The 14,149-nt window shown below is 61.9% G+C and carries 10 protein-coding genes and 1 pseudogene; 2 read left to right on the top strand and 9 right to left on the bottom strand.

Annotated elements, in window-relative coordinates:
* Window positions 1–59: 59 nt before the first annotated feature.
* The 4 genes from cuyB to HWX91_RS38945 all read right to left on the bottom strand — a co-directional run bounded on the left by cuyB (window position 60) and on the right by HWX91_RS38945 (window position 6,048).
* Window positions 60–1,562: a cysteate racemase gene (gene cuyB / locus HWX91_RS38930; protein ID WP_028199803.1), complete on the bottom strand. Its 1,503-nt coding sequence runs from the start codon at window positions 1,560–1,562 to the stop codon at window positions 60–62.
* Window positions 1,563–1,668: 106 nt separating this feature from the next.
* Window positions 1,669–2,988 carry an MFS transporter gene (locus HWX91_RS38935; protein WP_028199804.1) on the bottom strand — a complete coding sequence of 440 codons (1,320 nt, stop codon included), beginning with the start codon at window positions 2,986–2,988 and terminating at the stop codon, window positions 1,669–1,671.
* Between the two features lie 76 nt (window positions 2,989–3,064).
* On the bottom strand, window positions 3,065–4,285 hold the full coding sequence (locus tag HWX91_RS38940) for a CaiB/BaiF CoA transferase family protein (RefSeq protein ID WP_042276799.1): 1,221 nt from the start codon (window positions 4,283–4,285) through the stop codon (window positions 3,065–3,067).
* Window positions 4,282–6,048 carry an acyl-CoA dehydrogenase family protein gene (locus HWX91_RS38945; RefSeq protein ID WP_028199806.1) on the bottom strand — a complete coding sequence of 589 codons (1,767 nt, stop codon included), beginning with the start codon at window positions 6,046–6,048 and terminating at the stop codon, window positions 4,282–4,284. The genes HWX91_RS38940 and HWX91_RS38945 overlap by 4 nt, the downstream gene beginning before the upstream one ends.
* 110 nt (window positions 6,049–6,158) lie before the next feature.
* Between HWX91_RS38945 and HWX91_RS38950 the strand changes: the two genes are divergently transcribed.
* Complete coding sequence (locus HWX91_RS38950; RefSeq protein ID WP_028199807.1) at window positions 6,159–7,031, top strand: LysR family transcriptional regulator; 873 nt, start codon at window positions 6,159–6,161, stop codon at window positions 7,029–7,031.
* A gap of 733 nt (window positions 7,032–7,764) precedes the next feature.
* Here the strand turns inward: HWX91_RS38950 and HWX91_RS38955 are convergent.
* Both HWX91_RS38955 and HWX91_RS38960 read right to left on the bottom strand, forming a co-directional pair.
* Complete coding sequence (locus tag HWX91_RS38955; RefSeq protein ID WP_028200666.1) at window positions 7,765–8,070, bottom strand: single-stranded DNA-binding protein; 306 nt, start codon at window positions 8,068–8,070, stop codon at window positions 7,765–7,767.
* 152 nt (window positions 8,071–8,222) lie between these two features.
* The gene (locus HWX91_RS38960; RefSeq protein ID WP_028200665.1) at window positions 8,223–9,119 is read right to left on the bottom strand and encodes a LysR family transcriptional regulator; all 897 of its coding nucleotides are present in this window, start codon (window positions 9,117–9,119) and stop codon (window positions 8,223–8,225) included.
* A 175-nt stretch (window positions 9,120–9,294) separates the two neighbouring features.
* On the opposite strand from HWX91_RS38960, the gene HWX91_RS38965 reads away from it, so the two are divergent.
* Window positions 9,295–10,038, top strand: a complete 744-nt coding sequence (locus HWX91_RS38965) for an SDR family oxidoreductase (RefSeq protein WP_028200664.1) — start codon at window positions 9,295–9,297, stop codon at window positions 10,036–10,038.
* Between the two features lie 163 nt (window positions 10,039–10,201).
* Here the strand turns inward: HWX91_RS38965 and HWX91_RS38970 are convergent.
* The 3 genes and pseudogenes from HWX91_RS38970 to HWX91_RS38980 form a co-directional block, all read right to left on the bottom strand.
* Window positions 10,202–11,225 (bottom strand): annotated as a pseudogene (locus tag HWX91_RS38970) (aldo/keto reductase).
* A gap of 67 nt (window positions 11,226–11,292) precedes the next feature.
* Window positions 11,293–13,002 carry a tetratricopeptide repeat protein gene (locus tag HWX91_RS38975; RefSeq protein ID WP_028200663.1) on the bottom strand — a complete coding sequence of 570 codons (1,710 nt, stop codon included), beginning with the start codon at window positions 13,000–13,002 and terminating at the stop codon, window positions 11,293–11,295.
* 203 nt (window positions 13,003–13,205) lie between these two features.
* On the bottom strand, window positions 13,206–13,754 hold the full coding sequence (locus tag HWX91_RS38980) for a DUF4142 domain-containing protein (RefSeq protein WP_028200662.1): 549 nt from the start codon (window positions 13,752–13,754) through the stop codon (window positions 13,206–13,208).
* Between the last annotated feature and the right edge of the window lie 395 nt (window positions 13,755–14,149).

Here is a 14,149-nt window from a genome sequence, read left to right on the forward strand (position 1 = left end):
GAAGATGGGAATTGCAAGCTTTTCTGCGCGGCGCCGCGCGCGCATTTGTTCCAGCCGGGTTAGCCAAAGACACTTTCCACGCTATGGCGCCCCGCCGCCGGTGCCGCAGCGGCTTGCGTCGCTGGTGTCTCGCCGAGCGCATAAGCCACGCAGCGTTTTGCCAGCACGTCGGTCGGATCGACAAGCCGCACCACCGGCCGGCCCGGGCGCGCCAGCGTCGAACCGCGCAGCAGCAGCGGCAACTCGGTGCAGCCAAGCACGATGACCTGCACGCCTTGCGCGACCAGGTCATCCACGGCGGCGGCGACATCGTCGTCGCATTCGCCCGACAGGTATCCCGCCTTCGCACCACACGGTCCGTAAATCGCATTCATCAGGCGGGCCTGGGCGGACTCGGCCGGCGCGATCTGCACGAAGCCGCGCGCTGCGAGCGCCGTCTCGTAGACGCGGCTGGCCAGCGTGCCTGAGGTAGCCAGCACGCCGACTTCACGCACGCCTGGAAAGGCCTCGCGCAGATAATCGGCGGTGCAACTCAGCATATTGACGATCGGAATGGTCAGCGACGGCTGGATCCGTTCCACGAATGCATGCGCCGTATTACACGGAATCGCGATGAGATCGGCGCCGCCCTCTTCGAGGGTCTTGCAAGCGGCGTAGAGCGCGAGCGTCGGATCGTCGCCGCCGCCGAGCAGCGCCTCGGTGCGATCGGGAATCTGCGGGTTCTGCTCGACCATGACCTTGATGTGATCCTGATCGCGCGCGGCCGGCGTATTGCGCACCAGTTTCGCCATGAAATCGACCGTCGCCGCCGGACCGACACCGCCCAGCACGCCGACCTTGAAGCGCCGCTGCGGCTGCGCATATTGCGCCGCCGCGACGTACCGCGCATAAACCAGATTGGTATCCACGAACGGCACTTCCAGCGTGCCGAGCACGCGCGCCACCAAAGGGATTTCGGCGAGCCCGGGGACGATGATCTCCGCGCCTTGCGCAATGAGGTCCGCGCAGGCCGCGCGCAACAACTCGACGGGCCGGCCGCTCAGATAACCGCTTTTGATACCGTCGTCGCCATACACGGCGCTGGTGACGCGATCGCCGTCTTCGTCGTGACGCGGATACAGCAGGTCGAACCGGGCACTGTCGAAATGGCGTTCGAAGAGACCGTTGGAACGGATCGTCTCGGAAGTCAGCACGCCAATGCGGCGCACCGACGGAAACGCTTGCCGCACATGCGCAACGAGCGAGGCCATGATGCTGGCGATCGGCAAGGACACGTTCGCCGAGAGCTCGTCGATGAAGGTGTGACTAAGAAAGCACGGCAAGACGATCGCGTCGACGCCGCGTTTCTCGAAGGTGCGGATCGTGTCGAACACGTGAATCTTGAACGGCGCACTCGCCGCGCCTGGCGAAGCCGGTCCCGGCCATGCCTGCTGTTCGAGGATAAAGTCGAAAGGCTTGACCGTGCCGGGGCGGCGCCAGGCGGCCATCATCCTGCTCAACACGTCGGCGCTGGCGAGCGGCGACGCCCCGGTCACGACACCCAGCGAACGATGACGATACATGATGGCTTCCCCCCGTCGTTTTTCAATTCGACTTGATATTAGGATGCTTTTGGGGATTCCGGATAACGTTAACCTCGAAATAGCGGGTTTATGCCTGGCGTCGCGCTCAAACCTCGGCCACTTCGACAACATTTCGCGCCGTGCCTCGCTTACGGCGCTCCAGGGTACTGATGCAAACCAGCGAAACCCCGGCGAGACAGCTATAGAACACGGCCAACGGCCACCATGCGCCGGGATATCGATGCGCGAGCAACGTTCCGATCAAGGGCGTCAATCCGCCGGCCAGTGCGGCGCATACCTGGTAAGACAATGAAATCGCCGAATACCGGACTCTCACTGCAAATGCAGTCGACATAAACCCGGCCATCACCGCATAAGAACTCGACATGCACATCACCGCCAGTGCGATGCCGACCACAATCGCGACCGGCCGCCCGGTCGATACCAGCGCGAACATCGGGTAAGGCGAGAGCATCGCCAACGCTGCCGCGCCCTTCAAAAACCTTCCAGTCCCGACGCGTTGTGCGAACCACCCCGAGCCCAGTTGCGTGAACAACTGAATGAACGCCACCACGAACAGACAATCGAGGATCAGCGAACGGTCGAGCCCAAGCGTCTGCGTCGTGTAATTGAGCATGAAGGTATTGACGAACCACGCACCGGCCACGCCGATCACGTTCGCGCCAAGACACAGCAACAGCGTGCGCCACGCGTCGCGCACCACCTCGGCGACCGGCAGCGCCGCCACTCGCCGCTCGGCTTTGAGCGCCTTGAATTCCGGCGATTCGTCGACGCCCGCGCGGATCAGCAGGCCGACCACCAGCAGCACCGCGCTTGCGAGAAACGGCAGACGCCAGCCCCAACTGAGAAACGCGTCCTTATCCATCGACGCCACCGCGCGAAACGCGAGCAGCGACAGGATCAGGCCCGCGGGACTGCCCAGTTGCGCGAACGAGGCGAAGAAAGTACGCCGTCCCTGCGGCGCATGTTCGCTTGCCATCAGCACCGCGCCGCCCCACTCGCCACCGATCGCGATGCCCTGCGCAACCCGCAGCAGCACCAGCAAAACCGGCGCCCATACGCCGGCGCTCGCATAGGTCGGCAGAAAGCCGATACCGACCGTGCCGATGCCCATAATCGCCAGCGTAGCCACAAGCGCCTTCTTGCGGCCGATGCGGTCGCCGAGGTGGCCGAATACGAGCCCGCCGAACGGCCGCGCAAAAAAGCCCACCGCGAACGTGCCGAATGAAGCCAGCGTCGCGAAGAAAGGATCGCTACCCGGAAAGAACAGCTTGCCGAAAATCAGCGCGGATGCCGTCGCGTAGATATAAAAGTCGTACCACTCGATCGTAGTACCGACAAATGCCGCGGCTGCGGCGCGGGTGGGTTGCCGCTCTGCGGCGAGGTCGTCTGGCTCGCGATTCATGTCTTTCGTCTCCAAGGTCTTTCTTCTGGATGGCGCGGCTTCTTCGTGCCGTCACCGGAACACTGCTTTCTTACGCTCAGGCTTTCAGTACGCCTGCTTCGAGCAAACGTTGCTGGGTTGCCTCATCGATGCCCAATGCGTCGAGTACCTTGCGTGTGTCGCCGCCCAGCGCCGGCGGCGCAGTGCGATACGTGGCCGGCGTGCGCGACAGTTTGATCGGCGACGCCGTGCCGCGATACGCGCCCATCTCGATCACCATGCCGCGATGCAACGTATGCGGATGACGCGCGACGACGTCGACGGTTTGCACCGGCCCGCACGGCACGCCTGCGTTGATCAACGCCTGCGCGAGCGGCTCGCAGTCGTGCGCGGCAAGCAGACTTTCCAGCGCGGCCTTGAGCGGCTCGCGATGCGCGCAGCGACTGCGGTTGTCCACGTAGCGAGGATCGTCCGCGAGTTGCGATGCGCCGAGATGCGCGCATAGCCGCGCGAATTGCCGGTCGTTGCCGACGGCAAGAAAGATCGGTGCAGTCGCGGTGCGATAGCTGTCGTACGGCGTGATGTTCGGATGCGCGTTACCGCTGCGCTGCGGCGTACGGCCCGAGCCGAAATAGTTCGGCAAATGCGGATGCAGAAGCGACACGCCGCAGTCGTATAGCGCGATATCGATCGACTGACCGTGCCCGCTTTTCGCACGCTCGGCGAGCGCCAGCAGAATGCCGGCCAACGCATTCAAACCCGTCACCATGTCGACAACCGGCAGGCCGACACGCGTGGCTGGTCCGTCGCGTTCACCGTTGACGCTCATCAAGCCGGTCATTGCCTGAATCGCGGCGTCGTAGCCGGGCAAGCCGCCGAGCGGGCCGTCGGGACCGAAACCCGATACCGCGCAGTGAATCAGCTTCGGGAAACGTTCACGCAGATCGCGCTCGTAGTCCATGCCCCAGCGCGCCAGGGTGCCGGGCTTGAAGTTTTCAACCAGCACGTCGGCGTCTTCGAGCAGTTTCCACAGAATGTCGCGACCCGCTTCACACGACAGATCGACCGCGATGCCCTGCTTGTTGCGGTTCACGCCGGCGAAGTACCACGCCGTATCACCGTAAAACGGCGGCCCCCAGCCGCGCGTTTCGTCGCCCCCAGGCGGTTCCAGTTTGATGACCTGGGCGCCGTGGTCGGCCAGTGCCTGTGTGCAGTACGGACCGCCGAGCACGCGGCTGAGGTCGATGACCTTGATGCCTTGCAACGCACCTTGCGTGGTTTGCGTGCGCTGCGCGGTGTCGTTCACGGATGCGGTCATTGCGCGCTCCGTGCCGGCAGCAGTTGCAGCGCCTGGTCGAGCGTCACGGTGCGGGCATTGACCAGTGCCTCGATGACGTCACCGCTGTCCGACGCCGTTTGCACGTCGAGCGGATCGAACGGCAGCAACTTGTGGCGCAACACCAGATGACTCAGCGCGAGGCGCCGGAAATCCGGTGCGAGGCGCGTGCCTTCGCAAGCCATGAATACCGCTGTGCTTGCGTGATACAACGCCGTGGCCGCCTGCCTGACCGATTCATCGCGTCCGCACTCGGCAACGCTCAAGAGGGCATCGCAGGCGCGCGTCAAGGTGGCGCGAAGCACGCTGAGACTCGCGGCGGGCAATCCTGCGGCGCCGAGCAGATCCAGCAGGTACGCGCGCAGCGGTTCGAGCGCGCCGTCGCGCTTGGCCGCGCGCGCGACGTCGAGCGCGACGATGTTGCTGGTGCCTTCCCAGATCGACCCGAGATGCGCGTCGCGCACGAGACGCGCGTCGCTCCACTCCTCGATGTAACCGGTGCCACCGCGTACTTCCATCGCGTCACCGGTCACGCGGCGTGCGTCGCGGCACGCGCGAAATTTGATCAATGGGGTGAGGATGCGCACACATTTCGCCGCCTGCCGATCGCCGGCGTCGGCCTTTTCAAGCAGCAGCGCGATCTGCATGAACATCGAGCGAGCCTGCTCGGCGGGCAGCATCATCTTGAGCAATTGCCGCTGCATCAGCGGCATATCGATCAGCTTGCGGCCGAACGCTTCGCGATTGCGCGCGATGTGCAGCGCCTCGGTCAGCGCGCGGCGCATCAGGCCTGCCGCCCGCACACCGTTCGACAGACGCGACATGTTGATCATGTCGGCCATCTGGTGAAAGCCGCGCCCCACTTCGCCGATCAGATGCGCGGCGGCGCCTTCCAGTACGATCTCGCCGCTTGCCATTGAGCGGCTGCCGAGTTTGTCTTTCAGACGGACGATCCGATAGCTGTTGCGCGAGCCGTCCGGCAAGGTCTTCGGCAACAGGAACAGGCCAAGGCCATGGATGCCGGCGGGCGCATTGTCCACATGCGCGAGCACCATCGCGAGATCGGCGTCGGCGTTCGAGCAGAACCATTTGTCGCCGTACAGACGCCACGCCTCTTCACCGTTCACGCCGGTTTCGCGCGCGGCGCGCGTCGCGATGCGGGCCACGTCCGAGCCCGCCGCCTGTTCCGTCATGAACATCGCACCCTGAAACAGCGTGTCGAAATCACGCGATGCCAGCATCGGCAGAAATCGCGCGACCAGTTCGGGCGCGCCGAATTTGCGCAGCGTGCGCGTGAGTGAATCGGTCATGCTGACGGGACAACACAGGCCGAATTCCGCCTGCACGAACAGGAACGTCAGCGCGTACTTGACCAGTGGCGGCGGTGCGTTTTTTCCTTCGCGCGTGTCATGGCTCATCGACGCCAGACCCAACTCCGAGTACGCCACGCGTTCCAGCGCGACGTAATCGGGATGCTTGTCAATGCTTTGCAGCGCTTCGCCGCGCCGTGTGCGATGCCGCAATTGGGGTGGGTTCTTGTCAGCGGACAGTGCCCAGACATCCAGTTCGCCGGACGCTCGCTGACCTAGCGAAACGAGTTGGCCTTCGAGTTCCTGATAGAGCGCGTTGCCCAGATGCAGGTTGAGCAAACGGGCGAAGTCGGGGTCGCTGCTGAAGAAGTTGATGCCCCGGCTATCGGGAATATTGGACGAGCCGTGTGCCGGCTGCGCGATGGTTTCGCTCATGCGTGTCTCCTTTGTGGAAGGAGCATAGAAGCGGCTTCGATAATCGTCTAATACAACTTATATCCGGTACGATAGACGCAGCTTATCGATCAAAAGAACTGGAGATTGCCGTGGACCTGAAGCAACTACGCTATTTCGTGGCGGTCGCCGAGGAATTGCATTTCGGCCGCGCGGCCAAGCGGCTGTTCATTTCGCAGCCGGCGCTCAGTTTCGACATCCGCAAGTTCGAGGACCAACTGGGTGTGCAACTGCTTGCACGCACCAACAAGACGGTGGCGTTGACGAACGCCGGGCAGGTGCTGCTTGGCGAGGCGCGCCGCTTGTTGCTGCAGGCCGGCGAGGCAGAGCGCATTACGGTTCGATCGGCGCACGGATTGGCTGGCCGCTTGCGGATCGGCTTCGTGAATTCGATGTTGTACCGTGGCATGCCGCAGGCTGTGAGCCGTTTCGAGGCGGACTATCCGGGTGTCGAGATCGTACTGAAGGAGATGAACACCAGCGAGCAGGTGCATGCGATCCAGCGGATGCAGATCGACATGGGTTGTGCGCATTGGGGCAATTTTCCGTCGGATGTGATTTCCACGCCGATTTTTTCCGAGCCGTTTCTGTGTTGCTTGCCGGTGGATCATCCGTTGGCGCGCAAGCGCAAGGTCGATTTGCGGGCGTTGGCGCAGGAGCCGTTTATTCTGTTTCCGCGCACCGTGTCGCCGCATTATCACGATTTGATTATTGCGCAGTGTGTGGGGGCGGGGTTTAGTCCGTTGATTCGCCATGAGGCGCGGTTATGGCAGACCGTTGTGACGATGGTCGGGTTTGGGATGGGGGTGGCGTTGGTGCCTTTTACCTTGCGGCAGGTGCAGGATCCAAGGGTTTGCTTTTTGCCCTTGCAGGGCGAGACGCTTTTGTCGCAGGTTTTGTTGTTGCGGCGGAGTGGTGATTCGGAGCCGGTCGCTGAGCGGTTTGTTGAGTATCTAACGAAGTGACTTTTTTTTCGCCTGCCCGGCGGGAGGGGGTCTTTGCGGCGCTTTTTGTTGTTGGTCCGGTACTTTGGCTTTGCTTTGTTTGTGGTCTGTTCTGGGGTCGGTCTTTTGGTCTTTCCTTGCTTTGTTTGTGGTCTGTTTGGGTTTGGGGTTGGTCTTTTGGCCTTTCCTTGTTTTCTTATCGGTCTATTAGCGTTGCCCCTGTGCGGGGCGGCACTTACTTTCTTTGCCGCCGCAAAGAAAGTAAGCAAAGAAAGCGGCTCACACCGCTAATTCTTAAGCGGGTCCCCCGCGCAGCCACGGTAGTGGTGCATCTGGAATCCGTGCCCCCGCGCACTCCGCGCTGTTGACAAAGGACTCATCAGCTCCCACTCCGCACTGCGTGCGTCGCGGACGGGTCTGCCAGGGAAACCCCACCGATGCTTTGCATAACTGATGGTTTTTTGAGCCGGGTATCGGTGCGCGTAGCGCCGCCGGAGGTATGACGGCCTTGTCACTGAGGTGGAGTGTGCGAGTGCACGGATTCCAGATGCACCACCACCGTGGCTGTGCGGGGGACCCGCTTATGAGCTGGCGGTTTGAGCCGCTTTCTTTTGCCTACTTTTCTTTGCGGCAGGCAAAGAAAAGTAGGTGCCGCCCCGCACAGGGGCAACGCTAATAGACCACTAACAAATCAAGGAAAGGCCAAGAGACCAAAAGACCAACCCCAGAACAGACCACAAACAAACCAAAACCTTTACCCCTCCCCCCGATACCCCACCAGCACTTTATGTGCAACCATATCCACTGCAGGCTTCACCAACCCATTCTTGTCAGTCCAAACCTTGGGCGTCAACGCCCCACTAAGCGCCACACTATCCGCGTCACCCAGCGCCAGCAACGCCGCCTGCACTTCATCGTCAAACGCAATCACATTGACGAAAATCGTATCGCCATCATTGGTGGTTGCCCGGACCTTGCAGGTCACAAACCGCTTGCCGTTCTGCCCCGTGCGAATCTGCGCCTCACCGTACAAGCGCCCGCCCACCAGCCCATCGATCATCGCCCTGCTCCTCTTTTTCCATACCGTGCAACAAGCAATCCCGCTCAGCACGGCCCGTATGATCCCACGATACGCAGCGCATTACGCAAAACCAAACCACTCGCGCAATAGCACCATTGACCACACGCCTATGCCAACCCACGCGCTCGCCGCTAACCCGCTCCAGCAGCCTCAAAAATATCCCGCAACCACTGCGCAAAAACCCGCACCCGCGACGACAACTGGCGATTGTGCGGATACAGCACCGAAACCGGCATCAGCGGCGGCGGAAAGTCCGCAAGAATGATCCTCAGCCGCCCCGCCGCCAACTCGCCCGCGACACGGTATTGCGGCACTTGCACAATGCCAAGACCGGCCACAGCCGAACCCGTGTAAAGATCGGCACCGGTAACCGATACCGCCGACGGCAGGTACATCGCCACATCGCGGCCATCGACTCTGAATTCAAGCGGTACCGGCTTGCCAGTCGCACTCGACAGATAATTGACCGCACGGTGCCCCGACAACGCGGCCGGATCGGCCGGTTCTCCGTATGCCGCCAGATAAGCCGGACTCGCCACCGTCACCTGCGGCAAATGCGCCACGCGCCGCCCCACCATCGACGAATCCTGCAGATTGCCCGCCCGCAACACGCAATCAATCCCCTCCCGCACCAGATCGACCAGCCGGTCGTCCTCGCCGATCGTCAATTCGATGTCGGGAAACCGCGCAAGAAACGCGGGTAACGCCGGCACAACGAAATGCCGGGCCAGCGTGCCCTGCAAATTCACACGCAAAAGGCCCTTCGGCGCGAGGTTGGAAAAAGAACCCTCCGCCTCCTCCATGTCGGCAATCAAGCGCACGCAGCGACGGTAATACGCCTCGCCGTCGTGCGTCAGGCGTACCGAGCGTGTGGTGCGCTCGAGAAGCAGCGCGCCAAGCCGCTGCTCCATGCGCTTCATCAGATTGGTAACGGTGGCGCGCGGGATCTGCAAGTCGTCCGAAGCACGCGTGAAGCTTTGCCGCTCGGCGATCCGGATGAACACCCGCATTTCCTCGAAACGATCCATGGTCAACGCCTTTGTGCCGGGCCAGCGATCCGGCTGGTTACCAGTTGTCGCCCATGGCCTGCCAATCAATTGTTAAAGCAAATGGAATGATGATGGCAAGTCTAACGCGATTATCTCAATGGCAAAAGCGGCCATGATTCGTCTCACCAACCCACCGCACAGGAGGAAACGAATCATGAACACGATCAAAAACGCTCGAGTCGCCATCGTTACCGGCGCATCCCGCGGCATCGGCGCAGCCGTTGCGCAACGCCTCGCCAACGACGGCTTCGCGGTCGCCGTCAACTACGCATCGAGTTCATCGGAGGCCGATGCGCTGGTCGCGCAACTCACGGCGGCGGGCACGAGAGCCATCGCGGTGAAGGCCGACGTGGCAAACGCCGACGATGTGCGCCGCATGTTCGAGACCACCGAACAGCAACTCGGCAAAGTAGATGTACTGGTCAACAACGCCGGCATACTCAAGACCGGGCCGCTCGCCGACACCAGCGACGCGCTCTACGACCAGACGTTCGACATCAACGTACGCGGCACCTTCAATACCCTGCGCGAAGCAGCCGCGCGCATGAACGACGGCGGACGCATCGTCAACTTCTCGAGCACGACGCTCGCGCTGAACATGCCGGGCTACGCGATCTACAACGGCACCAAAGCCGCCGTCGAAGCCTTCACGCACGTGTTCGCCAAGGAATTGCGCGGCCGCAATATCACCGTCAACGCAGTGGCGCCTGGCCCGGTCGCGACCGCGCTGTTCCTCGACGGCAAGACCGAAGAACAGATCCAGACCTTCGCGAAGATGCCGCCGCTGCAGCGCCTCGGTCAGCCTGACGACATCGCCTCGGTAGTGTCGTTTCTCGCCGGCCCGGATGCAGGCTGGGTCAATGGCCAGATCCTGCGCGCCAACGGCGGTGTGGCCTGATTCCGGCTGAAAACACTTCAAGTACCCTTGTTACGGCACGCTTGAACGGCGTATCCCTTTCACGAGCGACCTGTTCACCGCTCCGGCCGACCTCATCAAGCAGGAATCGAACCGGAGCGCGTTGTGACTCTGTCTATGCGGCGCGATCGCCGGCGAAGCGCACTTAAACCGCCGCCGGATTACGCTCCGCAAATCCTTCCTGATGCCAGTACGGATACGCCGGACGCACAGCGCTGGCCGCATCGAGTTTCGCCACCTGTTCGGCTGTCAGATTCCAGCCCACTGCGCCCAGGTTCTGCCGCAATTGCTCTTCGTTGCGCGCCGATCAGCACCGTCGATACGGTAGGCCGCTGCAGCAGCCAGTTCAATGCGATCTGCGGCACGGTCTTGCCGGTTTCGGCCGCAATCTCGTCGATTGCATCGAGCACGCGGAACAGATACTCGTCCGGCACCGGTGGCCCCATGTCGGCGGTTTTATGCAGGCGGCTCGTTTCCGGCAACGGTTGACCGCGTTTGATCTTGCCGGTGAGACGCCCCCAGCCTAGCGGACTCCACACCACCGCGCCCACGCCCTGATCGACGCCGAGCGGCATCAACTCCCATTCGTAATCGCGGCCGATCAGCGAGTAGTAAGTCTGATTCGCGACATAGCGCGGATAGCCATAACGGTCCGCGGTATCCTGCGACTTCATCAGATGCCAGCCGGAGAAATTCGACACCCCGGTGTAACGGATCTTGCCGGCGCGCACGAGATCGTCGAGCGTCGACATGACTTCGACAATCGGCGTCTTCGCGTCGAAACCGTGCAACTGGAACAGATCGATGTAATCGGTTTGCAGGCGTTTGAGCGCAGCGTCCACCGCCTGGATCAGATGAAAGCGCGACGAGCCGACATTGTTCGGACCGTCGTCGAAACGGAAGGTCGCCTTGGTCGAGATAATCGCTTTGTCGCGCTTGCCTTTGAGTGCTTCACCGAGCACCGCTTCGGAAGCGCCGCTCGAATAGATGTCGGCGCTGTCGAACATCGTGACGCCCGCATCGAAACAGATGTCGATCAGGCGACGCGCTTCGGCCACGTCCGTGGCGCCCCACGCCTGAAAAAATTCACCCTTGCCGCCGAATGTGCCGGTGCCGAAACTCAGGACCGGCACCTTGAAACCGGATGCACCCAGATGTCTGTATTCCATTGCTGAATCTCCGTGACCTAGCCGTCGATAAAGGGACATTCAGTCTACGCGTGTCTGGCAAAACGCGTCAGCTAGCGCTCAACTCGACCAGCGCGTCGCGCACGTTTCGAATCACGCTGTCCCAATCACCCAGTGCCGGTTGCCGGAACAATTTCGCTTGCGCATACCAGGGCGTATCGGTGCGCTCCAGCATCCAGCGCCAGCATGTGTCGAAGCGGTTCAGAATCCATACCGGCTTATCCAGCGCGCCGGCCAGGTGCGCGGTAGACGTATCCACCGATATCACCAGATCGAGGTTCGCCACCAGCGCGGCCGTGTCGGCGAAGTCGTCGAGTTCTTCGGTGTAATCGATCACGTCGAGGTGCGAGTCGTCGTGTTGCAATTGCCGCGCGGCCGGTCCTTTTTGCAGACTGAAGAACCGCACGTTCGGCACATCGAGAATCGGTGCGAGCCGCTCGAACGTAATCGAACGCCGCGCGTCGTTCTTGCGAAGCTCGGCGACATGCGGCCGGTTTCCGCCAGCCCAGACGAGCCCTACGTTCAGGCACTTTTGCGCTGGCGCGGCGATACGTTCGTGCCACTCGCGGCTTGCTTGCGGGTCGGCGAACAGATAAGGCGTCTTTGACGGAATACTCGCGAGATCGGTCTTGCACGCGAGCGGCAAACTCAGCAGAGGACAGTGGCAATCGAACGGCGGCAGTGCGTGCCCCGCTTCGATCAGCTGGTTCACACCGTCGAGCGTGGACATGAGCCGCATCAACTCGCGCGGTACTTCCAGCACGACCTTTGCGCCGAGCTTCGACACCGTTTTGGCATAGCGGCAAAACTGCAGCGTATCGCCCAGACCTTGCTCGGCGTGCAGCAGAATGGTTTTTCCGTCGATGGAAAAATTGCCGAGCCACAGCGGTTGTGCGAAGGTGCGCCGGCTTGCCTTGATCCGGCTACGCTCCCAGCGCCATTCGTACTCTGCCCACCCTGCTTCCAGTTGCCCTAATTGCAGCAGACACAACGACCGGTTCCAATGGGTCTCGGCAGCGGCCGGATTCACGGTCAGTGCGCGCTCATAGCTGTGCAGCGCTTGCGCGTGCTCATTCAGATCGACCTGAGTCAGGCCGAGGTTATTCCACGCGTCGGCAAACGCAGGGGCGAGTTCGAGCGCGCGCTGATAACTTTCCCGCGCCTCGTGCGGCCGGTTCAGATCGCTCAACGCATTACCGCGATTGCTCCATGCGTCGGGATAGCCCGGCTGCAAGGCGAGCGCGTGATCGCAACTCGCGAGGGCATCGGCGGCCCGGCCCAGATCGCGCAGCACGCAGGCGCGATTGTTCCAGGCGGGTGCGAAATCCGGCGCCGAGGCGAGCGCGCGATCAAAGCTGTTGAGTGCTTCGAGCGGCAAATTCAGACCGGCTTGCGCATTACCGCGATTGTTGAGTGCGTCCGGGAATCCGGACTGCAAGGCGAGCGCGCGATCGGCACTCGCCAGTGCTTCGTCGAAACGTTGCAACGCGTTGAGCGCATAGGCGAGATTCGAATGAAGGGGCGCCTGCTTCGCATTGATGGCGAGCGCCTTTTTCAGGAATTCGATGCCCTCTTGTACACGCCCCGCTTGCAGCGCGAGCGAACCCAATAACTGCAGCGCGTCGAAATGACGTGGCTTAAGTTCGAGGATCTCACGATAGAGTTCTTCGGCCTCGGCCAATGCGCCGTTCTGCTGTAGCGCGACGGCTTGCCGAAGCATATGGTCCAACTGTTGCGGGAGATTGGCAGGCTTGCCCATGCGGTGAGCTTTGATTGAATGCGCGTGGAATCGGGAAATTGCTGTCGATCTGCCTGAGTCATGCCCGGAGGCACGCAGGCCGAGCGAAAGAACGAAGCCGATTATCGCCGAAAAGAACGCATTCGGCCTGCTGCGCGCGTCGCGCCGCAACGTGACGCGCGTTTGATGCCGCAAACTATGCGGGGTTGCGACCCGCGTGCGGCTTACTGGGCGAAATGTTTGCGTTTGGCGAGATCCTGGGCCATCGCGTAGTGCTCCTGGATGGTCGGCAGTGCCTTCTTCGCTACGTCCTTCAGCTGTTCGTCGCGGCCCGAGGCGATTTCAGCCTGGAATGCCGACAGCGCTTTCTGTTCGCCCGCGAGCGCGACCTGCTCGATGTAGGTCTTGTCGAAATCGGCGCCACGCAGGTTGTTGATGCTCGCGAGCACCGCTGTATTCGGATCGTTCTTCGGCACGTCGACGCCACGCGGGCTTGCGGCGCGCAGCGCGTCCGAGATTTTCGCGTTGTCGTTCGACACGCGTTCGGCGAATGCCTTCACGTCGCGGTCGGTGGAGCGCGAGGTGGCGATGCGTGCGGCATCGCGCTGCGTGGAGACCGCCGCGGTGGCGTCGGTAATGAAGGCCTGATCGGCGGCATGAATACGCACGGCGCCCGGCGCTGCCGGCGCGGTCTGTGCATGGGCTGCGGTAGCGACGATCATAAGACTGGCCATGCAGGCGCTGCTGAGGGTGGCGAGAGGCAAGCGGATCATACGTTCTCCTTGTAGTGGAAGCGAAACGGCGGCGATACACGTGCGCCTCGGCCATTGCATTCGACTGCATTGCCAGCTTGCAAGTCGCTTGCGATTGACTAACGGCGCCGCGCTCTTATCGCTGTGCATTCTAGGAGGCAGGTTACCGGGCATGTGAAACCGCGCTGTCGCTTCTGTAACCTTAGGTAACCTTCATACAAATTACCTGGCTTTCGCGTAGGGCCGCGGTCCTCATTCTGTTCCGGAGATCGACTGGGTGTTAACCAGAAAGCATCGATAAACCGCCTGAATTGACTGAATTTTCCTGTCGATGCGCCGATAACGGAAAGATAGGGCACGCGCCAGGGCCGGACCGACGGTATGCATGGCGCACCACTCGCACCGCAATCCCCGGA

It is taken from the genome of Paraburkholderia fungorum, assembly GCF_902833645.1.
GTDB lineage: Bacteria > Pseudomonadota > Gammaproteobacteria > Burkholderiales > Burkholderiaceae > Paraburkholderia > Paraburkholderia fungorum.

Excerpts from the sequence above, each read along its gene's own strand:
- cuyB (WP_028199803.1), bottom strand. The coding sequence starts at position 1,562 with ATGTATCGTCATCGTTCGCTGGGTGTCGTGACCGGGGCGTCGCCGCTC.
- HWX91_RS38935 (WP_028199804.1), bottom strand. The coding sequence starts at position 2,988 with ATGAATCGCGAGCCAGACGACCTCGCCGCAGAGCGGCAACCCACCCGC.
- HWX91_RS38940 (WP_042276799.1), bottom strand. The coding sequence starts at position 4,285 with ATGACCGCATCCGTGAACGACACCGCGCAGCGCACGCAAACCACGCAA.
- HWX91_RS38945 (WP_028199806.1), bottom strand. The coding sequence starts at position 6,048 with ATGAGCGAAACCATCGCGCAGCCGGCACACGGCTCGTCCAATATTCCC.
- HWX91_RS38955 (WP_028200666.1), bottom strand. The coding sequence starts at position 8,070 with ATGATCGATGGGCTGGTGGGCGGGCGCTTGTACGGTGAGGCGCAGATT.
- HWX91_RS38960 (WP_028200665.1), bottom strand. The coding sequence starts at position 9,119 with ATGGATCGTTTCGAGGAAATGCGGGTGTTCATCCGGATCGCCGAGCGG.
- HWX91_RS38965 (WP_028200664.1), top strand. The coding sequence starts at position 9,295 with ATGAACACGATCAAAAACGCTCGAGTCGCCATCGTTACCGGCGCATCC.
- HWX91_RS38975 (WP_028200663.1), bottom strand. The coding sequence starts at position 13,002 with ATGGGCAAGCCTGCCAATCTCCCGCAACAGTTGGACCATATGCTTCGG.
- HWX91_RS38980 (WP_028200662.1), bottom strand. The coding sequence starts at position 13,754 with ATGATCCGCTTGCCTCTCGCCACCCTCAGCAGCGCCTGCATGGCCAGT.